The organism is Streptomyces sp. NPDC088810, assembly GCF_044750305.1.
GTDB lineage: Bacteria > Actinomycetota > Actinomycetes > Streptomycetales > Streptomycetaceae > Streptomyces.
The window spans coordinates 117,485-139,658 of record NZ_JBIVJQ010000008.1; the positions used below are offsets into that span (position 1 = coordinate 117,485).

At 74.0% G+C, this 22,174-nt stretch carries 22 protein-coding genes; 14 read left to right on the forward strand and 8 right to left on the reverse strand.

From position 1 onward, the window contains the following. Window positions 1–97: 97 nt before the first annotated feature. Window positions 98–946: a siderophore-interacting protein gene (locus ACIP4Y_RS24835; protein ID WP_401397308.1), complete on the reverse strand. Its 849-nt coding sequence runs from the start codon at window positions 944–946 to the stop codon at window positions 98–100. Between the two features lie 112 nt (window positions 947–1,058). Then, a complete protein-coding gene (locus tag ACIP4Y_RS24840; protein ID WP_401397311.1) occupies window positions 1,059–1,979 on the reverse strand; it encodes a 5'-3' exonuclease H3TH domain-containing protein in 921 nt (306 codons plus the stop codon). A gap of 609 nt (window positions 1,980–2,588) precedes the next feature. On the opposite strand from ACIP4Y_RS24840, the gene ACIP4Y_RS24845 reads away from it, so the two are divergent. Then, window positions 2,589–3,161, forward strand: a complete 573-nt coding sequence (locus ACIP4Y_RS24845) for a helix-turn-helix domain-containing protein (protein ID WP_401397314.1) — start codon at window positions 2,589–2,591, stop codon at window positions 3,159–3,161. 28 nt (window positions 3,162–3,189) lie between these two features. After that, entirely contained in the window at window positions 3,190–3,963 is a 774-nt protein-coding gene (locus ACIP4Y_RS24850) for a helical backbone metal receptor (protein ID WP_401397317.1), read from the forward strand. Here the strand turns inward: ACIP4Y_RS24850 and ACIP4Y_RS24855 are convergent. Beyond that, a complete protein-coding gene (locus ACIP4Y_RS24855; RefSeq protein WP_401397320.1) occupies window positions 3,875–5,032 on the reverse strand; it encodes a TDT family transporter in 1,158 nt (385 codons plus the stop codon). The genes ACIP4Y_RS24850 and ACIP4Y_RS24855 overlap by 89 nt on opposite strands. A 70-nt stretch (window positions 5,033–5,102) precedes the next feature. Here ACIP4Y_RS24855 and ACIP4Y_RS24860 point away from each other — a divergent pair, with 70 nt between their 5' ends. Beyond that, the gene (locus ACIP4Y_RS24860) at window positions 5,103–6,026 is read left to right on the forward strand and encodes a LysR family transcriptional regulator (protein ID WP_358643480.1); all 924 of its coding nucleotides are present in this window, start codon (window positions 5,103–5,105) and stop codon (window positions 6,024–6,026) included. Window positions 6,027–6,316: 290 nt separating this feature from the next. Then, on the forward strand, window positions 6,317–7,267 hold the full coding sequence (locus ACIP4Y_RS24865) for a phosphotransferase (protein ID WP_401397323.1): 951 nt from the start codon (window positions 6,317–6,319) through the stop codon (window positions 7,265–7,267). On the opposite strand, the gene ACIP4Y_RS24870 is transcribed toward ACIP4Y_RS24865, so the two are convergent. Both ACIP4Y_RS24870 and ACIP4Y_RS24875 read right to left on the reverse strand, forming a co-directional pair. After that, the gene (locus ACIP4Y_RS24870) at window positions 7,251–7,937 is read right to left on the reverse strand and encodes a gamma-glutamyl-gamma-aminobutyrate hydrolase family protein (RefSeq protein WP_401397326.1); all 687 of its coding nucleotides are present in this window, start codon (window positions 7,935–7,937) and stop codon (window positions 7,251–7,253) included. The genes ACIP4Y_RS24865 and ACIP4Y_RS24870 overlap by 17 nt on opposite strands. 56 nt (window positions 7,938–7,993) lie before the next feature. After that, window positions 7,994–8,731: a FadR/GntR family transcriptional regulator gene (locus ACIP4Y_RS24875; protein ID WP_401397329.1), complete on the reverse strand. Its 738-nt coding sequence runs from the start codon at window positions 8,729–8,731 to the stop codon at window positions 7,994–7,996. A 95-nt stretch (window positions 8,732–8,826) separates the two neighbouring features. Here ACIP4Y_RS24875 and ACIP4Y_RS24880 point away from each other — a divergent pair, with 95 nt between their 5' ends. From ACIP4Y_RS24880 to ACIP4Y_RS24890, 3 genes are read left to right on the forward strand one after another with little or no spacing between them, the layout of a single operon-like run. Next, window positions 8,827–10,185 (forward strand): glutamine synthetase family protein, encoded by a 1,359-nt coding sequence (locus tag ACIP4Y_RS24880; RefSeq protein ID WP_358643472.1) that lies wholly within the window; start codon window positions 8,827–8,829, stop codon window positions 10,183–10,185. A 43-nt stretch (window positions 10,186–10,228) separates the two neighbouring features. Further along, the gene (locus ACIP4Y_RS24885) at window positions 10,229–11,602 is read left to right on the forward strand and encodes an aldehyde dehydrogenase family protein (protein WP_401397333.1); all 1,374 of its coding nucleotides are present in this window, start codon (window positions 10,229–10,231) and stop codon (window positions 11,600–11,602) included. Continuing rightward, window positions 11,599–12,381 carry a 3-oxoacyl-ACP reductase gene (locus ACIP4Y_RS24890; protein WP_358643468.1) on the forward strand — a complete coding sequence of 261 codons (783 nt, stop codon included), beginning with the start codon at window positions 11,599–11,601 and terminating at the stop codon, window positions 12,379–12,381. Before ACIP4Y_RS24885 ends, ACIP4Y_RS24890 begins: the two co-directional genes overlap by 4 nt. Before the next feature lie 9 nt (window positions 12,382–12,390). Here ACIP4Y_RS24890 and ACIP4Y_RS24895 read toward each other — a convergent pair whose 3' ends face one another. Next, a complete protein-coding gene (locus ACIP4Y_RS24895; RefSeq protein WP_401397336.1) occupies window positions 12,391–13,593 on the reverse strand; it encodes an amino acid deaminase/aldolase in 1,203 nt (400 codons plus the stop codon). 271 nt (window positions 13,594–13,864) lie between these two features. Between ACIP4Y_RS24895 and ACIP4Y_RS24900 the strand changes: the two genes are divergently transcribed. Together ACIP4Y_RS24900 and mycP are read left to right on the forward strand one after the other, a co-directional pair. Next, window positions 13,865–15,673, forward strand: coding sequence for a hypothetical protein (locus ACIP4Y_RS24900; protein ID WP_401397339.1), 1,809 nt, complete (start codon window positions 13,865–13,867; stop codon window positions 15,671–15,673). After that, complete coding sequence (gene mycP / locus ACIP4Y_RS24905; protein ID WP_401397342.1) at window positions 15,670–16,830, forward strand: type VII secretion-associated serine protease mycosin; 1,161 nt, start codon at window positions 15,670–15,672, stop codon at window positions 16,828–16,830. The genes ACIP4Y_RS24900 and mycP overlap by 4 nt, the downstream gene beginning before the upstream one ends. A 13-nt stretch (window positions 16,831–16,843) precedes the next feature. On the opposite strand, the gene ACIP4Y_RS24910 is transcribed toward mycP, so the two are convergent. Next, window positions 16,844–18,031, reverse strand: coding sequence for an alpha/beta hydrolase family protein (locus ACIP4Y_RS24910; RefSeq protein ID WP_401397345.1), 1,188 nt, complete (start codon window positions 18,029–18,031; stop codon window positions 16,844–16,846). Between the two features lie 193 nt (window positions 18,032–18,224). Between ACIP4Y_RS24910 and ACIP4Y_RS24915 the strand changes: the two genes are divergently transcribed. Beyond that, window positions 18,225–18,956 carry an SseB family protein gene (locus ACIP4Y_RS24915; protein ID WP_401397348.1) on the forward strand — a complete coding sequence of 244 codons (732 nt, stop codon included), beginning with the start codon at window positions 18,225–18,227 and terminating at the stop codon, window positions 18,954–18,956. 1 nt (window position 18,957) lies between these two features. Here ACIP4Y_RS24915 and ACIP4Y_RS24920 read toward each other — a convergent pair whose 3' ends face one another. Continuing rightward, window positions 18,958–19,323, reverse strand: coding sequence for a DUF1844 domain-containing protein (locus tag ACIP4Y_RS24920; RefSeq protein ID WP_358643456.1), 366 nt, complete (start codon window positions 19,321–19,323; stop codon window positions 18,958–18,960). Between the two features lie 340 nt (window positions 19,324–19,663). Here ACIP4Y_RS24920 and infC point away from each other — a divergent pair, with 340 nt between their 5' ends. The 4 genes from infC (at window position 19,664) to ACIP4Y_RS24940 (ending at window position 22,162) form a co-directional block, all read left to right on the forward strand. Next, window positions 19,664–20,326, forward strand: coding sequence for a translation initiation factor IF-3 (gene infC, locus ACIP4Y_RS24925; protein ID WP_041667362.1), 663 nt, complete (start codon window positions 19,664–19,666; stop codon window positions 20,324–20,326). A gap of 112 nt (window positions 20,327–20,438) precedes the next feature. Then, window positions 20,439–20,633 (forward strand): 50S ribosomal protein L35, encoded by a 195-nt coding sequence (rpmI, locus tag ACIP4Y_RS24930; protein ID WP_004933563.1) that lies wholly within the window; start codon window positions 20,439–20,441, stop codon window positions 20,631–20,633. A gap of 97 nt (window positions 20,634–20,730) precedes the next feature. Further along, a complete protein-coding gene (rplT, locus tag ACIP4Y_RS24935) occupies window positions 20,731–21,114 on the forward strand; it encodes a 50S ribosomal protein L20 (protein ID WP_006141703.1) in 384 nt (127 codons plus the stop codon). 187 nt (window positions 21,115–21,301) lie between these two features. Next, window positions 21,302–22,162 (forward strand): TrmH family RNA methyltransferase, encoded by an 861-nt coding sequence (locus ACIP4Y_RS24940; protein ID WP_401397353.1) that lies wholly within the window; start codon window positions 21,302–21,304, stop codon window positions 22,160–22,162. The last annotated feature ends 12 nt before the right edge of the window (window positions 22,163–22,174 follow it).

The window sequence follows — 22,174 nt, forward strand, 5'->3', positions numbered from 1 at the left end:
CCTAATCCCCCCCCCCCGGCGGGGGCCCGCCCCACACCCCCCCGGGCCGGGGGGGGGGGGGGCCCCCCCGGGGGGGGGCCCCCCCGCCTCCGTCCGCTCATGCCGCCGCTGCCGCCGCGCCCTCCTGCTCGGCCTCGATCCGGGCGTTCCACTCCCGCTTGGAGGCCTGCCAGCCGTCCTCGTTGTGGCCGAGGCGCCAGTAGCCGGAGATCGACAGGTCCTCGCGCGGGACCTCCCGCTCGACCCGCAGCAGCCGGCGCAGCTCCTTCACGAAGCCCGCCTCGCCGTGCACGAAGGCGTGCATCCGGCCTTCGGGGAACTCCAGCCCGCGCACGGCCTCCACCAGGGTCTCGCCGACCGGCCGGTCCCCGCGGTGCAGCCAGACCACCGGTACGTCGGTGACGATCTTCTGCTCCTCCTCGGGCCCGGACACCTCGACGAAGGCGTGCGCACGGGCGCCGGCGGGCAGCGCCTCCAGGGCGCGGGCGATCGCGGGCAGCGCGCTCTCGTCACCGGCGAGCAGATGCCAGTCGGCCTCCGGGTCGGGCGCGTACGCGCCGCCGGGGCCCAGGAGGCGCACGGTGTCGCCGGGCTGGGCCCGGACGGCCCAGGGGCCGGCCAGGCCCTCGTCGCCGTGGATCACGAAGTCCAGGGTCAGCTCGCGCCGGCCCGGGTCCCAGGCGCGCACGGTGTACGTCCGGGTCACCGGCCACTGCTCGCGCGGGAACTCGGCGCGGATCCGCTCCAGGTCGAAGGGCTCCGGGTAGGTGACGCCGTCGGCGCCGAACAGCAGCTTCACGTAGTGGTCGGTGCAGGTGTCCGCGGCGAATCCGGCCAGGCCCTCTCCGCCGAGCACCACACGCTGCATGTGCGGGGTCAGCCGCTCGGTGCGCATCACCTGGGCGGTATGGGGCTTGCGCGGCTTTCGTCCCGGACGTTCTGCCATCACGGCCTCCTGCGGGGTTGGTTAGGTTTACCTAAGTTAGCATCCCGCTCTGATTCCACACCTGTTCCGTCAGCGCCCGCTGAGCCCCTTTACCGGAATATTCCGGTCGACGTCACCGCGCGAGCGTCGTCAACAGCCGCTGCAGGGAACCGCCGAGGCCCCAGCGGTGCGCCAGCGCCTCCAGCGCCGCCGGATCGCGCGGGGCCCCCGGCAGGGCCGTGTCGACGTCCGGCAGCGGCACGTCGTCGGCCACCCGCACCACCTTCGGCGCGACCGCGACATACGGCCGGGCCTCGGTGAGCCGCCTGCGCTGCGACGGCGTGAGCTTCGCCCGCGGGTCGTCGACCGCCGCCATGATCCCGGCCAGGTCGCCGAACTCGGCGAGCAGCTTGGCGGCCGTCTTCTCGCCGATCCCGGCCACGCCCGGCAGGCCGTCGCTCGGGTCGCCGCGCAGCAGCGCCAGGTCCGCGTACCCGCGCCCGTCGACGCCATACTTCTCGCGCAGCACCGCCGCGTCAGTCAGCTGCAGCGTGCCGACGCCCTTGAGCGGATACAGCACCCGGATCTCCCGCTCGTCGTCCACCAGCTGGTACAGGTCGCGGTCGCCGGTGACGATGTCGACCGGGCCCCGGGCCCGCGCGGTGAACGTGCCGATCACGTCGTCCGCCTCGTACCCCGCGACGCCGACGCGCGCGATCCCGATCGCGTCCAGCACCTCCTCGATCACCGGCACCTGCGGGGCGAGGGTGTCCGGCACCTCCTCCTCGTCCGGCGCGCCCTCGTGCTCCTCGGCGACCCGGTGCGCCTTGTAGGTGGGGATGAGGTCCACCCGCCACTGCGGGCGCCAGTCGGCGTCCATGCAGGCCACCAGGTGCTCCGGCCGGTGGTCCTTGACCAGCCGGTCGATGAAGTCCAGCAGCCCGCGGACCGCGTTGACGGGCGTGCCGTCCGGCGCCTTCACGGAGTCCGGGACGCCGAAGTAGGCGCGGAAGTACAGCGAGGCGGTGTCGAGAAGCATCAGTCGTCCGGTCACGCAGGCATCATGCCGCACGCCACCGACAGCGCCCGGTGCTCCCGGACGGCGTTCCATGACGCGCACTGCCGTGAACGGCCGCTTCCGAGTCTGCCCCGCCTCGACCTGGGGCGACGACGCAGTCGGACGCCTGCGCAGGGGCGCCGGCCGGCCGGAGCTGCGCGCCGTCGGCCCGACCGCCCCCGTGGCCGACGCGTCAGCCCGGGCGGGTCGGCGGCTCCACGCCGGCCGTGCACGGGGCGGGCAAGGGCAGGGAGGGGGACGCCGTCCGCGCCCGGCTGTGGCGGCTGCCCGCCCCTCGCAGGGTTCCGGCTACGGCAAGGATCAGGCCAATCACTGTGCGTCAGGAGCGTTGGCCTGTGCCGGGGTGCCCCGCCCAGCTGGTCGGCATGTTCATCCTCCCGGGTGACCGGGTTCCGGACCGGCCGCCCGCCCCCGATCACTGGCGCGAACCGACAGGGTGGGGGATCACGGGAACGACAGGGATGTGGCAGGCACGTGAAACGGTTTGCCGAACATGCGTAGGGTGCAGAGAAGTCATCGGAAGAGGTGTGCCCCGCAGCGGGCACTCGGACAGCGGCACGACGAGTGAGGGAGGGAGCCGGAGCGATGGGCGACCACAAAGAGCAGCAGCCCGTGCGGGTGGGCGCGGCCGTCCGGCGGCGCCGCCGCGCGCTGGAACTCACCCTCGCCGTCGTGGCCGAGCGCAGCGGCCTCTCGGTGCCCTTCCTCAGCCAGGTCGAGAACGACCGGGCCCGCCCGAGCCGCACCTCCCTGGAGAAGCTGGCCGACGCGCTGCGGACCACGGCCGTCGAACTCCTCGCCGCCGCCGATCCGGCCGCCAGCGTGGACGTCGTCCGCGCCGAGCACCTCCCCGAGGGCGACTTCGACCCGCGCACCCGCACCCTGGTGCGCGGCCACCACCAGCTGCACGCCTCCGAGTTCACCGGCGACCACGACGCCGGCCGCGAGTTCCAGCACCGCAACGACGAGCTGATGTACGTCGCCGACGGCGCGGTGGAGATCGAGGCCGAGGGGCGCGCGTACCGGCTCGGCCGCGGCGACACCCTTTATCTGACGGGCGGGGTACGGCACCGGTGGCGGGCCACCGTTCCGGACACCCGGATCATCGTGGTAGCGGTGGCGGAGCACATCGAGGCTTTTCAGGACCGGTCCCGCTGAGAGTGCGGCGGGAGGGGGTGAGGGCGGCGTGGACGGTCTGCGGCGCCGTCGTGGCTGGTCGCGCGATTCCGGCCCCTTCAGGGCGCGGGTCGTCTCCCTGGTTCCGTCCCTGACCGAGGCGGTGGCGGTCACCCTGCCCGGCGCCCTCGTCGGTGCCACCGACTGGTGCTCCCACCCGGCGGACCTCGATGTCACCCGGATCGGCGGGACGAAGAACCCGAAGGTGGACCGGATCGTCGCCCTCGCCCCCGACCTGGTGATCGCCAACGAGGAGGAGAACCGGGCCGCCGACCTGGACGCTCTGCGTGCGGCGGGGGCCGAGGTGCTGGTCACCGAGGTGCGCAGCGTGCCGCAGGCGTTCACCGAGCTGGACCGGGTGCTCACCGCGTGCGGTGCGCCGGGCCGGCCCGGCTGGCTGGACGCGGCCGAGGCCGCCTGGGCGGCGCTGCCCGAGCCTGCGGAGCGCAGGACAGCGGTCGTACCGGTCTGGCGCCGGCCCTGGATGGTGCTCGGCCGGGACACCTTCGCGGGCGACGTCCTGGCCCGTCTGGGCGTGGACCACGTGTACGCCACGCACCCCGAGCGCTACCCCCGCATCCCCCTGGACGAGCTGCGGGCGGCGCACCCGGACGTGGTGGTGCTGCCCGACGAGCCGTACCGGTTCACCGCCGACGACGGCCCGGAGGCCTTCCCCGGCCTGCCCTGCGCCCTGGTCAGCGGGCGGCACCTGACGTGGTACGGCCCGTCCCTGGCGGAAGCGCCACGGGTGCTGGCCGGGGCGCTGCGAGCAGCTCGCCGCTGAGCAGACCGCGCACGGTGCCCCGGGCCGCCGCGAGCCAGGCGGCCACGAGGACGGCGTACAGGCCGACGGCCAGGGCGTCGTACAGCGCCAGCCCGGTGTGCCGGGCGAGGGCCGCGGCGCCGGTGACACAGGTGCCCACCGGGAAGGTGAACGCCCACCAGGTCAGCGCGAAGCCCATGCCCCGGCGCCGGGCCCGCACCACGTGCGCGGTGGCCAGCCCCAGCCAGAGCAGCGCGAAGCCCATCACCGGCACGCCGTACAGCACGGCGAACACGCCGAGACCGCGGTCGTACGGGGCCGGTACGACCCCGGGGGCCGCGTCCGCGATCAGCGCGACGGCGGTGGTGGACTGGCCGAGCGGGCCGAGGACCAGGAACAGGGTCGGGGTGAGCGCGAGCGGCAGCGGCCCGGCGGTGAGCAGCCGGGCGAAGACCAGCGGCAGCATCAGCAGCACGGCCAGCAGGCTCAGTCCGAACAGCGCGAAGCAGGCCAGCAGCAGGGTCTCCCGGGGCTGCCCCGGCGGCAGATGCGGCACCAGCAGCGGGCCGAGCGCGGCCGACACCATGGGCGCGACCAGCGGCAGCAGCCACACCGGGGTGGCCTGGGCGGCCTCGACGCGATGCCGTACGGCCATCAGGTACGGCACGGCCACGGCGGCCCCGAGCCCGACCGCCGTACCGGTGGTGAACAGCACGGTGTCCAGGGCGACGGCCGCCCGCATGCCGATCAGCTCCCGGCCGGCCGTCAGGGCGCCGCCGCCGACCGCCAGCAGGGCCATCGCCAGGCAGCCGTAGAACGGGGCCATGGCGGGGTCGAGGAGATGGGCGCGGGCCTGGTCGCGGTGGCGGCTCCAGTGCATCGCCCGGGCGGCCAGCAGGGTCGCCAGCAGGAGCAGGGACAGCGCCCAGAAGGCCGCGAAGACACCGCGCGGGCCGTGCGCCGGTCCGGGCAGCGCGACGCCGGCCGAGCCGACGACGGCGGTGCCCATCACGGAGGCGTACCAGTTCGGGCCGAGGTGCCGGAGACGGCCGGCACGGGAGAGGGGCAGGGGCTGGGCTGCGGTGACCATGTCCCCACGGTCCCGCGGCCGATCGCCCCTGACCAGGGACTTCCTGTCTATGAGGACATAAGCTGGTCTTATGAGCGAGGCGGAGGAACAGCGACAGCCGACGGCATCCCTGGCGCACCGGGTGCCGGACCTCGCCGCGCTGGAGTTGCTGCTCGCGGTGGCGCGGCTGGGCAGTCTCGGCGCGGCGGCCCGCGAGGTCGGGATCACCCAGCCCGCCGCCAGCAGCCGGATCCGCTCCATGGAACGGCAGCTGGGCGTCGCCCTGGTCGACCGCTCGCCGCGCGGCTCCCGGCTCACCGACGCCGGCGCCCTGGTCACCGACTGGGCCCGGCGGGTGGTGGAGGCCGCGGCGGCCTTCGACGCGGGGGCGCGGGCGCTCAGGGACCGGCGGGACTCCCGGCTCCGGGTCGCGGCGAGCATGACCATCGCCGAGTACCTGCTGCCCGGCTGGCTCCTCGCGCTGCACGCCGAGCGGCCCGACACGGCCGTCTCGCTGCTCGCGGGCAACTCGGCGAAGGTCGCGGAGCTGCTGCTGTCCGGCGAGGCGGACGTCGGCTTCGTGGAGGGCCTGTCCGTGCCCCCGGGGCTGGACTCCGCGGTCATCGCCCACGACCGGCTGATCGTCGTCACCGCGCCGGGCCACGCCTGGGCCCGCCGCCGGCGGCCCGTGACGGCGGCGGAGCTGGCCGCGACCCCCCTGATCCTGCGCGAACGCGGCTCCGGCACCCGCCAGGTCCTCGACGCGGCCCTCGGCGGCCTGGCCCGCCCGCTGATCGAGCTCTCCTCCACGACGGCGGTGAAGGCCTCGGCGGTCAGCGGCGCCGGCCCCTCGGTCCTGAGCGAACTGGCGGTGGGCGAGGAACTGTCGATGCGGCGCCTGGTCAGCATCCCGGTCGAGGGCGTATCCCTCCACCGCGACCTCCGCGCGGTATGGCCCACGGGCCACCGCCCAACCGGCCCGGCCCGCGAACTTCTGTCACTGACACGGGGGTGAGAGCGTCGGCAGGGGGCTCCGCCGCGAGCGTGCCGCGCCGGCATGCTGCTCCGCCGCTTGGCGCGACTTCAGCCGCCACGGACCCGCGCCCGGGGCGGGACCCACCGCTCCTACGACGGCCATCCGCCCAGCTCCACCCAGGGCGATCCGTAACCCCTTGCGGCGTCCGTCCACCGAGCCAGGCCCGGGAGGTCCCCGCCACCCCCTACGGCGCCCCTCCATCCCCGCCCCCGGTGCCGGGCCTGAAATCCCTTGGCCAAGTCGTGCGGCGGACCGGCACCATGCTCTCCATGACCGCCATCGCCCCGCCCGCCACGGGCGTTCGTGCTCCCTGGGAAGGTCTCCCGGCCGTCGTCCGTGACGCCGTCGGGGAGGTGCTCGGGGGGCCGGTGGTGCGGGCCGTCACACAGAGCGGTGGGTTTTCGCCCGGTGTGGCCGCCCGGGTGCGGACGGCGGCCGGCCGTACCGGCTTCGTCAAGGCGGTCAGCGCCGAGGCCAATCCGCACAGCCCCGGCCTGCACCGCAAGGAGGCACGGAACGCCGCCGCACTGCCGGCCACCGTGCCGGCGCCCCGGCTGCTCGGGTCGTACGACGACGGCACCTGGGTGGCGCTGGTCTTCGAGGAGGTGGCGGGACGTCAGCCGCACGTGCCCTGGCGGCCGGCGGAACTGCGCCGGGTGCTGGACGCCCTGACCGTGCTCGCCCGCACCGGCACGCCGTCCCCGGTCGACGCGCCGCCCGTCGCCGAGGAGCTGGCCGACGACTTCGCCGGCTGGCGCGCGCTCCGCGACGGCGAGGGCGGCGACGTACGGGACCGGCTCGGCGGCTGGGCCGCCGGTCACCTGGCCGAACTCGCCGCGCTGGAGGCCGGATGGTCCGAGGGCGCGTCCGGCGACACCCTGGCCCATGCCGACCTGCGCGCGGACAACGTCCTGCTCACGGCCGACGGCGTCGTCTTCGTGGACTGGCCGCACGCCCTGCGCGCCGCGCCCTGGTTCGACCTGCTGGTCATGCTGCCGTGCGTGCGGGCGCAGGGCGGTCCGGACCCGGAAGAGGTGTTCGCTGCGCACCCCCTCGGCCGGGCCGCTGAGCCGGGCGCCGTGACCGCGGCGCTGGCCGCCCTCACCGGCTACTTCCTGCGCGGCTCGCTGCGCCCGGCGCCGCCGGGCCTGCCCACCCTGCGCCCCTTCCAGCGCGCGCAGGGCGAGGCCGCCCTGGCCTGGCTCAGGAGGCGGCTGTGACCAGGGCCCGCATCACCCGCAGGTCCTCGCCCATCTCCGGATGCCACTGCACGCCCAGCACCCAGCCCCGGTCCGCCGGCAGTTCCACGGCCTCCACGGTCCCGTCGGCCGCGTAGGCCGACGGGACGAGTCCCTCGCCGAGCCGCTCCACCGCCTGGTGGTGGTACGTCGGCACCGCCAGCTCGTCCGGGACGATGCCGGCGTAGAGCGTGCCCGGCACCGGCTTCACCGGGTGCTCGCCGAACACGCCGACCAGCTCCGCGTGCCCGTCCAGGTGCTGGACGAGCGTGCCGCCGAGGGCGACGTTCAGCAGCTGCATGCCCCGGCAGACGCCGAGCAGGGGCACCTCCGCGGCCAGCGCCGCCCGGATCAGCGCCAGCTCCCAGGCGTCCCGCTCCGGCGCGGGCGGCCCCGTGCGCGGTGAGCGCTCGGCGCCGTACCGGGCCGGGTCGACATCCGGGCCGCCCGCGATGACCAGCCCGTCGAGCCGGGCCACCGCGGCCTCGGCGTGCTCCGGGGCGTCCGGCGGCAGCAGCGCCGCAAGCCCGCCGGCCCGCTGCACCAGCCGCGGATAGCCGGCCGCCAGCAGCACCGCGTCCAGCTCCCACACCCCCCAGCGCACGCCGGACTCCAGATACGTGCTCACACCGATCAGCGGCCGTGCGCTCATGTTGTCCTCCCTGGCATGCCTTCAAAGGTGTTCACTCATACCTTTGCAGAAGCGGCTCAGGCCAGGAAGCCCCGCAGCAGCGCCGCCGTCCCCGCGCAGTGCTCACGCATCATCTCCCGCGCCCCGTCCGCGTCCCCGTCCAGCACCGCCCCCACCAGCGCGGTGTGCTGCCGCTGGGAGTGCTCCAGGTTGCGCACCAGCAGCGGGATGCAGTCCAGCAGGTCGTTCACGGTGGCCCGGACCGCCGCGTACTGCGCGGTCAGCGACGGCGAACCGCACAGCTCGGCCAGTGTCAGGTGCAGCAGCGTGTCCGCCCGACGGTAGTCCGCCAGCGGGGCCTCGTGGGTGCGGTCCAGCGCCTCCCGCAGCCGCTCCGCCTGCTCCCGGGTCAGCCCGTGCGCCGCGCACAGCCCGGCCGCCCCCACCTCCAGCACCTCACGGAAGCGCAGCACGTCCTCGATGTCGACCTCGGCGATCCGGCGCCGCAGCTCGTCCTCGCCGCCCGCGTCCGTGCGGGGCAGCACGAACGTTCCGCCGTACCGCCCGCGCCGCGCCTCCACCAGACCCTGGTCCTGGAGCACCTTCAGCACCTCGCGCAACGTCACCCGGCTGATCCCGAGCCGTTCCGCCAGCTCCCGTTCCGCCGGCAGGCGCTCGCCGCCCGGCACCAGGCCCAGCCGGACGACCTGCAGGATCTGCTCCAGCGCCTCCTCGAAGCCGTTGCCCGCCCGCACCGGCCGCAGCACCGGAGCGAGCCGGTCCTGCGGCCCGTCGGCACCCATGTCCTGCGACATCGGCCGTACCCCCTTCCCAAGCAATGGTTCTCCGCAATACCTTATGGCTCCCGGCCCGGCCGAAAAAGCGCGATGGCGCCGAAGGAGGCTCTCCCGTGGCAGACCGCACACCCCCGCTCAGCGTCGAGGAACTGCACGCCCTCGTCGCGGGCGGTGAGATCGACACTGTCGTCCTGGCCTTCCCCGACATGCAAGGGCGGCTGCAGGGCAAGCGGTTCGCCGCCCGCTTCTTCCTCGACGAGGTCCTGCACCACGGCACCGAGGGATGCAACTACCTGCTCGCCGTCGACACCGAGATGAACACCGTCGACGGCTACGCGATGTCCTCCTGGGAACGCGGCTACGGCGACTTCGCCATGCACCCGGACCTGTCCACCCTGCGCCGCATCCCCTGGCACCCCGGCACCGCCCTGCTCGTCGCCGACCTCGCCTGGAACGACGGCTCCCCGGTGGTCGCCGCCCCGCGCCAGATCCTGCGTCGCCAGCTGGAGCGGCTCGCCGCACTCGGCTACACCGCCCAGGTCGGCACCGAGCTGGAGTTCATCGTCTTCAAGGACAGCTACGAGCAGGCCTGGAACGCGAACTACCGCGATCTCACCCCGGCCAACCAGTACAACATCGACTACTCCATCCTCGGCACCGGCCGCATCGAGCCCCTGCTGCGCCGCCTGCGCAACGACATGGCCGGCGCCGGCCTCACCGTCGAGTCCGCCAAGGGCGAGTGCAACCCCGGCCAGCACGAGATCGCCTTCCGCTACGACGAGGCCCTCGTCACCTGCGACCAGCACGCCCTGTACAAGACCGGCGCCAAGGAGATCGCCGCCCAGGAGGGCGTCTCGATCACCTTCATGGCCAAGTACAACGAACGCGAGGGCAACTCCTGCCACATCCACCTCTCCCTCGCCGACGCCGACGGCCGCAACGCCATGGCCGGCCCCGACGGGATGTCCGAGGTGATGCGGCACTTCCTCGCCGGACAGCTCGCCGCCCTGCGCGACTTCTCCCTCCTCTACGCCCCCAACATCAACTCCTACAAGCGGTTCCAGCCCGGCTCCTTCGCGCCCACCGCCGTCGCCTGGGGCCACGACAACCGCACCTGCGCCCTCCGGGTGGTCGGCCACGGACGCTCGCTGCGCTTCGAGAACCGGCTGCCGGGCGGCGACGTCAACCCGTACCTCGCCGTGGCGGGGCTGGTGGCCGCCGGCCTGTACGGCATCGAGCACAAGCTGGAACTGCCCGAACCCTGCCCCGGCAACGCCTACACCGCCGGGTTCGAGCACGTCCCGACCACCCTGCGCGAGGCCGCCGAGCTGTGGGAGAACAGCCCCGTGGCCAAGGCCGCCTTCGGTGACGAGGTGGTCGCCCACTACCGCAACATGGCGCGCGTCGAGCTGGAGGCCTTCGACGCCGCGGTCACCGACTGGGAGCTGCGCCGCTCCTTCGAACGCCTGTGAGCCCGCGCCCTCCTGTGATTCGACGCCTGGGAAAGGTCATCACGTGTCCGACCCGCACGAGCTGAAGGTCCTCAACCCCGCCACCGAGGAGATCATCGCCACCGTTCCCGCCGCCACCGCCGAGGACGTGGACGCCGCCGTCGTACGCGCCCGCCGCGCCCAGACCCGCTGGGCCGCCCTCGCCCCCGCCGACCGGGCCCGGCTGCTGCGCCGCTTCGCCGACGTGGTCGACGCCCACACCGAGGAACTCGCCCAGCTGGAGGTCCGCGAGGCCGGGCACACCGTCGGCAACGCCCGCTGGGAGGCGGGCAACGCGCGTGATCTGCTGCTCTACGCGGCCGGCGGCGCCGAACGCCTGCTCGGCCGGCAGATCCCGGCACCCGGCGGCTGGAACGTCACCTTCCAGGAACCCCTGGGCGTGATCGGCGTGATCGCCCCCTGGAACTTCCCCCTGCCGATCGCCGCCTGGGGCTCCTTCCCGGCGCTCGCGGCCGGCAACGCGGTGGTCCTCAAGCCCGCCGAGACCACCCCGCTCACCGCGCTCCGGCTGGCCGAACTGGCCCTGGAAGCCGGCCTGCCCGAGCACGTCCTCCAGGTCCTGCCCGGCTACGGCGGCACCGCCGGACGCGCCCTGGTGGACCACCCGGACGTCGCCAAGATCGTGTTCACCGGCTCGACGAGCACCGGCCGCGAGGTCATGGAGCGCTGCGCCCGCCTGGTCAAACCGGTCACCCTGGAACTCGGCGGCAAGAGCCCCAACGTCGTCTTCGCCGACGCCGACCTCGAGGCCGCCCTCGACCCCTTCTCCTTCCTGGACAACTGCGGCCAGGACTGCTGCGCCCGCACCCGCATCCTGGTCCAGGAGACCGTGCTGGACGAGGCCCGCGCCTTCCTCGCCGACGCGCTGGCCGCCGTGGTCGTGGGCGACCCGGCCGACGAGAAGACCCAGATGGGCCCGCTGATCTCCGGCCGGCAGCGGGAGCGCGTCCGCTCGTACGTCCCCGAGGACGCCCCCGCGCTGCGCGGCAGCGCCCCCGACGGCCCCGGCTTCTGGTTCCCGCCGACCGTGCTCACCGGGGAGCGGCACGACAGTCCCGCGGCCCGCGAGGAGATCTTCGGCCCCGTCGCCGTCCTGCTGCCCTTCACCGACGAGGAGGACGCGGTCCGCCTCGCCAACGACACCCCCTACGGTCTCTCCGGCTCCGTCTGGACCCGGGACGTGGGCCGCGCCCTGCGCGTGTCCCAGGCCGTCCGCGCGGGCAACCTGTCCGTCAACTCCCACTCCAGCGTCCGCTACTGGACCCCGTTCGGCGGCTTCAAGCAGTCCGGCCTCGGCCGCGAACTCGGCCCCGACGCCCTGACCGCCTTCACCGAAACCAAGAACGTCTTCATCAGCACGGAGGGCCCCGCACAGTGACCGCAGAATCTGTTTGCCGCCGTCTGGCCGGCCGTACCGCCGTCGTCACCGGAGCCGGCAGCGGCATCGGACTCGCCACCGTCCGCCGGCTCGCCTCCGAGGGCGCCCACGTCGTCTGCGCCGACGTCGACGAGGCCCGCGGCAAGGCCGCCGCCGACGAGGTCGGCGGGCTCTTCGTGAAGACCGACGTCACCGACCCCGAGCAGGTGGAGGCTCTGTTCAAGGCGGCGTACGACACCTACGGCAGCGTCGACATCGCCTTCAACAACGCCGGCATCTCCCCGCCCGACGACGACTCCATCCTGGAGACCGGTCTGGAGGCCTGGAAGCGCGTCCAGGAGGTCAACCTCACCTCCGTCTACCTGTGCTGCAAGGCCGCCATCCCCTACATGCGCCGGCAGGGCAAGGGCTCCATCATCAACACCGCGTCCTTCGTGGCCCGGATGGGCGCGGCCACGTCCCAGATCTCGTACACGGCCTCCAAGGGCGGAGTCCTCGCCATGTCCCGCGAACTGGGCGTGCAGTTCGCCCGGGAGGGCATCCGGGTCAACGCCCTGTGCCCCGGCCCGGTCAACACGCCCCTGCTGCAGGAGCTGTTCGCGAAGGACCCCGAGCGGGCCGCCCGCCGCCTCGTCCACATCCCGGTCGGCCGGTTCGCCGAGGCGGAGGAGATCGCCGCCGCCGTCGCCTTCCTGGCCAGCGACGACTCCTCCTTCGTCAACGCCACCGACTTCCTGGTGGACGGCGGCATCGCGGGCGCGTACGTCACGCCCCTGTAGGACGGCCCGTCACAGGAACGTGTGCCCCTCACCCCGGTAGGTGGGCACGGTCGCGGCGACCGTGTCCCCCTCGATCAGGTGGAGGGCGTCGAACCGCTCGCACAGCTCGCCCGCCTTGGCGTGCCGGAACCACACCTTGTCGCCGATGAGCAGGTCGTCGGCGGGCGAGCCGAGCAGCGGGGTCTGCACCTCCCCGGGGCCCTCCTGCGGGTCGTACCGCAGGCCCTCCGGCAGGTACGGCACCGGCAGCCGGTCCGGGCCGGCGGCGCCGGAGGCCGGGTAACCGCCGCCGAGCACGGTGACGGTCCCGACACCCGGCCGGCGGACCACGGGCTGGGCGAAGAGGGCGGCCGGACGGCCCGTGAACGACGTGTAGTTGTCGAAGAGCCGGGGCACGTACAGCCCCGAACCGGCCGCGATCTCGGTCACCGCGTCCTCGGCGGCGGTGTGCTGCACGCTGCCGGTGCCGCCGCCGTTGACGAACTCGAGGTCCGGAGCGACGGCCCGCACCGCCCGCACCACGGCGGCCCGCCGCTCGGCCAGCTCCCGCCGGGCGGCGGCCTGCATCAGCCGGATCGCCCGCGAGCGCAGGGGCCGTCCGGCGACCGCGTCCCCGACCCCGGCGATGTGGCCCTCGTACGCCATGATCCCCACCAGCCGGAAACCCGGCCGCCGGGCCACCGCCCTTGCCAGGTCGGCGAGTTGGGCGGGGGAGTGCAGCGGGGAGCGCCGGGCGCCGACCCGTACCCGGCCGCCGAGCAGCTTCAGCGAGGTGTCCAACTCCAGGCAGACGCGGACGGGTTCGCGCCCGCCATCGCGGGAGGCATCGATGAGGTCGAGGTGCGCCGGGTCGTCGGTCATCACGGTGACGGCACCGGCCAGCTTCGGATCGGCGGCCAGCTCCGCGAATCCTGCCCGGTCGGCGGACGGATAGGCCAGCAGGATGTCCTCGAACCCCGACCGCGCGAGCCACAGCGACTCGGCGAGGGTGAACGACATGATCCCCTGGAAGCCGTCCCTGGCCAGTACCCGTTCCAGCAGGGCCCGGCAGCGGACCGACTTGCTGGCGACCCGCACGGGCTTGCCCGCGGCGCGTCGGACCAGGTCGTCCGCGTTGGCGTCGAAGGCGTCCAGGTCCACGATCGCGAGGGGGGCGTCGAGATGGGCGGTGGCCCGGTCGTAACGGGCCCGGTCGGCGGCGCGCGCAGTCATGACGGAAGCCTGCCAGACAGGATTACCGCAGGGTAGAGGGACGTTCCGGGCAGATGCCCCGGCTCCGTGGACCGGTTCCGTCCCGACCCCCGACAACCCGTAGAGTGACGCGCACGTACGGCGGAACGCACCCGGCACCCACGTGAACCGGGATGCCGGTCCGGCCGTACGGGTATGCGTGCCCGGGAGGAACAGTGCACCGGGCGCGGCCGACCAGCAGCGACGGCCCGCGTACGAGCAAACGGCCCGGGCATGAGGAAACGGGGGGTGCATGAGCCCAGAAGCACGACCCACCCCCACCTCCGGCGACACCGTCGGCCCCGGCGGCAGCACGGGTTTCGCCTGGGGGAGCGAGACGGGCGACTCCGGGCGCGGTGACGCCGTCGGCGAGGGCCGCAGCGCCGGTTCCGCTCGGGGCCGCGACACCGTCGGCCCTGCCGGCTCCGTTGCCGAGCCGGTGTCGCCCAGTGAGGTCTCCGGCGGGCCGGTCCGGCGTCTGTCGATGCCCCCGGACGACGACCTCGACGAGGAGCCGTCGGTGTTCACCCCGCGCGGTGTACGACCGCCGGCCGTCCCGAGCGCGCGTGCCCACCGGCCGCGCCCCTCGGCCGTACCCGAGGTCGCCGGCCCCGTGAGCCCACCCCCGCCGCCCGCCTCGGCCCGGTTCCCCGACGCACCGCCGAGCACCGGACGAGCGGCCCGCCGCGACGGCACCGGTCCGGCTCGCCCCGGCGGGCAGATCGGCCGACAGGCCCCGGCCGGCTCGACGGCTTCGGGCGGGCCGGCAGCCCTGGCGGACTCGGGCGCCTCGGCGGCTCCGTCGGAGACCGGCGCCGAGACGACGGCCCGGCTGCGCTCCGGTAGGGCGTCCGGGCGGCAGGATGCCCCGGTCGAAACCCCGTCGGAGACGACCGCGCGCCTGCGCCCGATCCGCTCGGCGGCCCCGGCGTCCCCGGCGCCGTCGGCGTCCTCCACCCCGTCGGCTGCCCAGCGCGCCTCGGCGCCGAGTCCCCGCCACCCCGCTCCCGCGCACCCCGCACACCGTGCTCCCGGGCACCCGGCCTCCAGGCCCCCTGCCCCCACGCACCCTGCTCCCGGGCACCCGGCCCCCACCACGCCCCCCCGCTCCACGCCCACGGCGGCGCCCGCCGGGGCGAAGGGCGGGCGGCGGCCGGAGCGGGGGCGTTCCGGTGAGGCCGGTGGTGGGGGATGGAGTCCGATGGGGACACAGGGGCCGGATCCGGCGTACTCGTGGGGTGCCGGTCCGGCCGGGCGGCCCGTGGTGTCGTTCGCGGAGCCCGATGTGTCCGGCGCGCGGACGAGCCCCCGGACGGGGTCGCGCAGCGTTGCCGCCGCCGCATGCTTCGTGCTCGGGCTCGGGCTGATCGGCGGTGCCGTGACCGGGAGTTGGCTCACCGGGGAGGCCGGGCCCGAGGCGGCCGGGAACTCGTTCGGCACCGCACGCACGCTGTGGCACAGCGTGCCCGTGGACGACCTGTTCCCGCTCACCGTCGAGGGCACGGGCGCCGGCCCCGGCGGCGCCGACCGCACCTGGACCCGGATCGCCGTGGCCCCCGACAGCGGCTGCGCCCACGCCTTCGACCCGCTGCTGTACAAGGCCCTCGCCCCGGTCGGCTGCCAGCGGCTGCTGCGCGCCACCTACACCGACGCCACCCAGAGCTACGTCACCACCGTCGGCCTGCTGTTCACCAAGGCCGACCCGGCCGCCATGTCCGCGCTCGCCGCCCGCTTCCGCGACGAACACCTGGACCGGCGCGCCGACTTGATGCCCCGGCCGTACGCCGCCGCCGGCACGGCCGCCGCCACGTTCGGCGACGCGCAGCGGGCCTCCTGGACCCTCTCCGTCCTCACCGACGCCCCCGTCGTCGCCTACGCCGTCTCCGGCTGGGCCGACGGCCGTACCGTCGACGCCCCCCAGCCCGCCGCGGACGCCGTCCGTTCCGGCGCCACCACCGATCCGGCGCAGGCCGGCCTCGGCAACGAGGCCCAGGGCCTGGCAGACCGCGTCGAACGACGCCTGCGCAAGACCGTCGGCACGGCCACGGAGAAGCCCGCATGAAGCCTCTTTCCGGAGCGGCGGTGAGCCTGCTGCTCGCCGGCTCCCTCGCCCTGCTGCCGTCCGCCACCGCGCACGCCGACGGCATCCGCGCCCAGCAGTGGGGCCTGTCCGCCCTCCACCTGGACGAGGCATGGCGGACCACCAAGGGCCGCGGTGTCACCGTCGCCGTCCTGGACACCGGCGTGGAGGCCGACCACCCGGACCTCGCCGGCAACGTCCTGACCGCCAAGGACATGATCGGCTTCGGTGCCGGGCCCGGCGACCGCACCTGGGCCCGGCACGGCACCGCCATGGCCGGGATCATCGCCGGGCACGGCCACGGCACCGGCAACACCGAGGGCGTCATGGGCGTCGCCCCGGAGGCGAAGCTCCTGCCCGTCCGGGTGATCCTGGAGGACGGCGACCCCGCCCGCGCCAAGGCCCGTACCACCCGCGGCAACGCCCTCGCCGACGGCATCCGCTGGGCCGCCGACCACGGCGCCGACGTCATCAACCTCTCCCTCGGCGACGACTCCGACTCCGCGCACCCCGAGCCCAGCGAGGACGAGGCGGTGCAGTACGCCCTGAAGAAGGGCGTGGTCGTGGTCGCCTCCGCGGGCAACGGCGGCGACAAGGGCGACCACGTCTCCTACCCGGCCGCCTACCCGGGCGTCATCGCCGCCACCGCCGTCGACAAGTACGGCACCCGCGCCGGCTTCTCCACCCGCCGCTGGTACGCCGCCGTCAGCGCGCCCGGCGTCGACGTCGTCATCGCCGACCCCGACCACAAGTACTACGCCGGCTGGGGCACGAGCGCGGCCTCCGCCTTCGTCTCCGGCGCGGCCGCCCTGATCAGGTCGGCCCACCCCGACCTGGCCCCGGCGCAGATCAAGAAGCTCCTGGAGGACACCGCGCGGGACGCCCCGGTGGGCGGCCGGGACGACTCCCGCGGCTTCGGCATGATCGACCCGGCGGCGGCCCTGCGAGCCGCCGCCCGCCTGAAGCCCCGGGGCCTGCGCGCCGCGTCGTACGGCGAGAAGTACTTCGGCGCCGGCCCGGACGCCGCCAAGGCCGACAGCGGACCCTCCGACTGGGCGGCCCCGCTCGCCGGCGGCGCGGGCGGGGTCCTCCTGGTGGCCGGGGTGGTCCTGTGGCGCAACCGCCGGCGGCCGGCCTGACCCCGCCGCCCCGCTATCCGGCGATGTACCCGATCTCCGGGTAGCGCGGCGCAGCGCCGTGCAGCAGGTGCCCGGTGTCGGGCCGGCCGCGCAACTGCAGGTCGAAGAAGGCCCGCACCGCCGCCCGCACGGCCGCCACCGCCCGCTCGGCCGGGATCGTGCCGGCCTGCAACTGCTGGCGCACCACCTCCGGGAGCTGGGGCGCGACGGCCACGAGGTCCGTGTAGGAGTTGTGGTCGGCGTCCGCGAGCCGCAGACAGCGGCGCCAGCCGCGCAGCTGCTCCCAGAACGGGTGCCAGGTCGGGTCCTGGTCCATGCCGTCGTGGATGGCTGTGTCCATCAGCAGGAACGGCCGGTCGAGGCCGCGCTCGACCACCGGTCCGTACAGCGCTCCGTCCAGGTCGATGCCGGCCCGCACCCGCTCGTCCAGGTACATGACGGCCGCCGACGCGGCACCGCCCCGGGAGTGCCCGAAGACGCCGGTCCGCGCGAGGTCCAGGCTCCCGCACAGCCCGCGGGGCAGCGGGCGCCGCTGTGCGTCGGGGTTGCCGCCCCGGTTCAGGACGGCCAGCTGGTCGAGCACGAACCGCAGGTCGTCGGCGCGCACCGCGACCGCCTCGGCCCGGCCGGCCGGATCCGGCTCGGGCCGGGTCACGACGCGGCCGTCGGGGAACTCCACCTCGCCCGAGTCGTACGGGTGGTCCACCGTGACCACCACGTACCCCCAGGACACCAGGTCCTCGACGACGAGGGTGTTGAACGTGCGGTCCGAGGTGTAGCCCGGCGAGTACAGCAGCACCGGCCGACGGCCCGGCCTGGCCGGTGCCCGGTCCGCGCTGTGGGTCCACGGCAGCGCGTAGCCGTCCACCGCGCCCCCGAAGCGGGCCTTCACCGCCCGCTCGGCACCGGTCGGCAGCCACGGCAGCGGCGCGTGACCACGTACGTCGGTGGCCGGGTAGTGCACGGTCACCATCAGCTCGCGCGGCTCTCCCGCGCCCGACCGGGGCTCGGTCCGCGCCCGGTCGACCAGGTGCAGTTCCACGGCGCCCACCGGCGCGGGCCCGGTCGGTCCGGCCAGCCGGACGGGGATGAGACCGGCCGCCGAGGCGTATCCGGGTGCCGACAGGGGAACGGCGGCGGCTGCGACGGCTCCGAGGCCGCCGGCAATGAGGGTTCGGCGAGTGGGGCGTACGGGAGGCACGAGGCTCCTTCCGCGGCCGGACATCCGATTGGCAAAGAGAACACCAACGTCCGGCCTGCTCATCGTCAAGTCCCTTGCACCCTAGATCATTTGGCGTGCAGGATTCTGGATTTTTCCGGCCGAACGTGATGGTTCGTTTATCGCCAGAAGCCGCTGCCGCCGCCGCCCCCTTCGGGCTATAGGGTCGGTGACCGTGGCGAACAAGAACATTCCCGACCCCGGCTTCTCCGACGACGACGGCTCCGCCGACCCCCGGCTGAGCGCCGCGCTCGCCGCCTGGGCCGAGGACCGCAGCGCTCTCGGACCGGTCCTGGAGGCGCTCAAGGGTGCCCGCCTGCTGGTCCCCGTCGTCGCCGTGCTCGGCGAGGTGGAGGAGGACGAGAACGGGCTGCGCCGCGAGAAGACCAGCGACATGGCCGTACCCACCCTGAAGGCCGGCGGCCGCACCGCACTGCCCGCCTTCACCTCCACGGACTCCCTGACCCGCTGGGACCCGGCCGCCCGGCCCGTCGCCGTACCCCTGCACCAGGCGCTCCAGGCCGCCGCGCACGAGAAGGCCGACACGGTCGTGCTCGACCTCGCCGGACCGGTGCCGTTCGAGCTGACCGGCCCGGCGCTGCTCGCCCTCGCCGAGGGCCGCACCAGCACCGACCCGCTCGCCGACCCCGCCGTGCTGGCGGCCGTCCGTACGGCGGTGGCGGCGGAGCCCGCCGTGCTGCGCGCCCACCTCGGGCCCGGGCGGGCCGACGGCACCCTCGCCCTCGTCCTCGACCCGGCCGTGCCGCCCGCCGAGGCCGCCCGCGCGGTCGCCGAGCGGCTCGCCGCCGACGAGACACTGCGGGCCCGCCTGGTGCGCGGCCTCGACCTGGCACTGCTGCCGGCCGGGACCACGCCTCCGGGCGAGCCCCTGTACGTGAAGGAGTAGGTCAGCCGTAGACGGGCCCGGTGTACTTCTCGCCCGGGCCCTGGCCCGGCTCGTCCGGGACGACGGACGCCTCGCGGAAGGCCAGCTGCAGCGACTTCAGGCCGTCGCGCAGCGGGGCCGCGTGGAAGGAGCTGATCTCGGTCGCGCTCGCGTCCAGCAGACCGGCGAGCCCGGTGATCAGCTTGCGGGCCTCGTCCAGGTCCTTGTACTTCTCGCCCTCCTCGCTCAGCCCGAGCTTCACGGCGGCGGCGCTCATCAGGTTGACGGCGACCGTCACGATCACCTCGACGGCGGGGACCTCGGCGATGTCCCGGGTCATCGCGTCGAAGTCGGGAGCCTCGGAAGACTCGGCAGGGGTGTCACTCATGTCCCACACCATAGGCGGTCGCGTCCGGCGGCCCTCAATTAGCCCTTGTCAAGCGATCCTGCTAATCTGAAGGACGACCGGCCGGACCTATGTGCCCGGCCCACAAGTGGAGGCTCCGATCTCCCACCTGACCGTCCCCCGGGACGGCGGGTCACCCGGTCAGGCGGCCACCATCGTTCCGTACGGACGATGGAGTCGCCCGAAAGCGCGCCCCGCGGCATCGCGGCGGTGTTCCGGTAGTGCTTGGAGCCCCGCCTGTGATCGTCCGGGGCATTTTTTGTGCTTCGGCGCGGTTAGGTCTCACGAAAAGAGACGTTACGCGGCTGTCCGCCAGACCGCCGTGTGGTGCTACCGAGGAGGATCCATCAGCGCCGAGCCCCGCATCAACGACCGGATTCGCGTTCCCGAGGTGCGACTTGTCGGTCCCAGTGGCGAGCAGGTGGGCATCGTCCCGCTCGCTAAGGCACTGGAGCTTGCGCAGGAGTACGACCTGGACCTGGTCGAGGTCGCGGCGAACGCCCGTCCGCCCGTGTGCAAGCTCATGGACTACGGGAAGTTCAAGTACGAGTCGGCCATGAAGGCCCGTGAGGCGCGCAAGAACCAGGCGCACACGGTCATCAAGGAGATGAAGCTCCGGCCGAAGATCGACCCGCACGACTATGACACCAAGAAGGGTCACGTCGTCCGGTTCCTCAAGCAGGGCGACAAGGTCAAGATCACGATCATGTTCCGTGGCCGTGAGCAGTCCCGCCCCGAGCTGGGCTACCGACTGCTGCAGCGGCTTGCGGAGGACGTCCAGGACCTCGGTTTCGTGGAGTCGAACCCGAAGCAGGACGGCCGAAACATGATCATGGTCCTCGGTCCGCACAAGAAGAAGACCGAGGCGATGGCCGAGGCCCGCCAGGCGCAGGAGGCCCGCAAGGCCGACGCGAAGGCGAACCCCGGAAAGTCGCAGAACCCTGCCGAGGCCGAGGCACCGTCCGAGGAGCCGGCCGAGGCGTGATCCCGGGGGACGTACGTCCCCGAGGATGTAACCGAAAGAAGAGCGACGCTCCACCGTGCCCGGTTTTCACGACCGGGCACCGGAGCGCCACCGACGAGGAGAGAACGGCGCTATGCCGAAGAACAAGTCGCACAGCGGTGCCAGCAAGCGCTTCAAGGTCACCGGCTCCGGCAAGGTGCTCCGTGAGCGCGCCGGCAAGCGCCACCTGCTCGAGCACAAGTCGTCCCGCGTCACGCGTCGCCTCACCGGCAACGCCGAGATGGCCCCGGGCGACGCCGCGAAGATCAAGAAGCTTCTCGGCAAGTGACGAGCGGCGCCGACTGAGCGCCGTACGTCTGGACCGGGACCGAATCGTTTCCGGGTCGTGTGAAGACCACCACGACCCCGCTACAAGGAGTTAACAAGTGGCACGCGTCAAGCGGGCAGTCAACGCCCACAAGAAGCGCCGGGCGATCCTCGAGCAGGCCTCCGGCTACCGCGGTCAGCGTTCGCGCCTGTACCGCAAGGCCAAGGAGCAGGTCACCCACTCGCTGGTCTACAACTACAACGACCGCAAGAAGCGCAAGGGCGACTTCCGTCAGCTGTGGATCCAGCGCATCAACGCCGCTGCCCGCGCCAACGGCATCACCTACAACCGCTTCATCCAGGGTCTGAAGGCCGCGAACGTCGAGGTCGACCGCAAGATCCTGGCCGAGCTGGCCGTGAACGACGCCAACGCCTTCGCGGCGCTCGTCGAGGTCGCGCAGAAGGCGCTGCCGTCGGACGTCAACGCTCCCAAGGCTGCGTGACGCTGCGCTCGCTCTGAGCCGACGTTCACCGGAGGACCCGCAGGCTTCACGGCTTGCGGGTCCTGTTGTTGAGGGTTGTGGCGCATCGTGCGGCTGCGCCGTGGCTGGTCGCGCCCGCGCGGCGGAGCCGCAGATCGACGCAGCCCCGCGCCCCTTCGAGGCGCCACAAGTTGCCGAAGGTAAAAGGATGCCCCCCGTCTCTCCTGAGCTCATCTCCTCCCGTTCCGCGCGTGTCTCCGCCGCGCGACGGCTCGCCAAGCGGAACTTCCGGGGGAAGGACCGGCTGTTCCTCGCGGAGGGGCCGCAGGCCGTCAGGGAAGCGGCGGGGCATCATGCGGGCGGCACCGCCACGCTGGTCGAGGTGTTCGCCACGGTGGAGGCCGCGGAGCGGTACGCCGACATCATCGGCGCCGCCCGGAGCGTCGGCGCCCGGGTGCACCTGGCCTCCGAGGAGGTCATCGCCGACATCTCCACCACCGTCACCCCGCAGGGGCTCGTCGGGGTCTGCCGGTTCCTTGACACCCCCTTCGAGGACATCCTCGCCGCCCGGCCCAAGCTGGTCGCCGTGCTCGCCCACGTACGGGACCCGGGCAACGCCGGCACCGTGCTGCGCTGTGCCGACGCCGCCGGCGCCGATGCCGTGGTCCTCACCGACGCCTCCGTCGACCTGTACAACCCCAAGGCCGTCCGGGCCTCCGTCGGCTCCCACTTCCACCTGCCCGTCGCCGTCGGTGTGCCCGTCGAGCGGGCCGTGGCCGGGCTGCAGGAGGCCGGGGTGCGCATCCTCGCCGCCGACGGGGCCGGCGACCGCGACCTGGACGAGGAGCTGGACAAGGGCACCATGGGCGGCCCCACCGCCTGGGTCTTCGGCAACGAGGCCTGGGGACTGCCCGAGGAGACCCGCGCCCTCGCCGACGCCGTCGTACGCGTCCCCATCCACGGGAAGGCCGAGAGCCTGAACCTCGCCACCGCCGCCGCCGTATGTCTCTACGCGTCGGCCCGTGCACAGCGCGCCTCCGGAGGGTGCCGCTCCGTCACCGAGAGCTAGTAGGGTGACCAA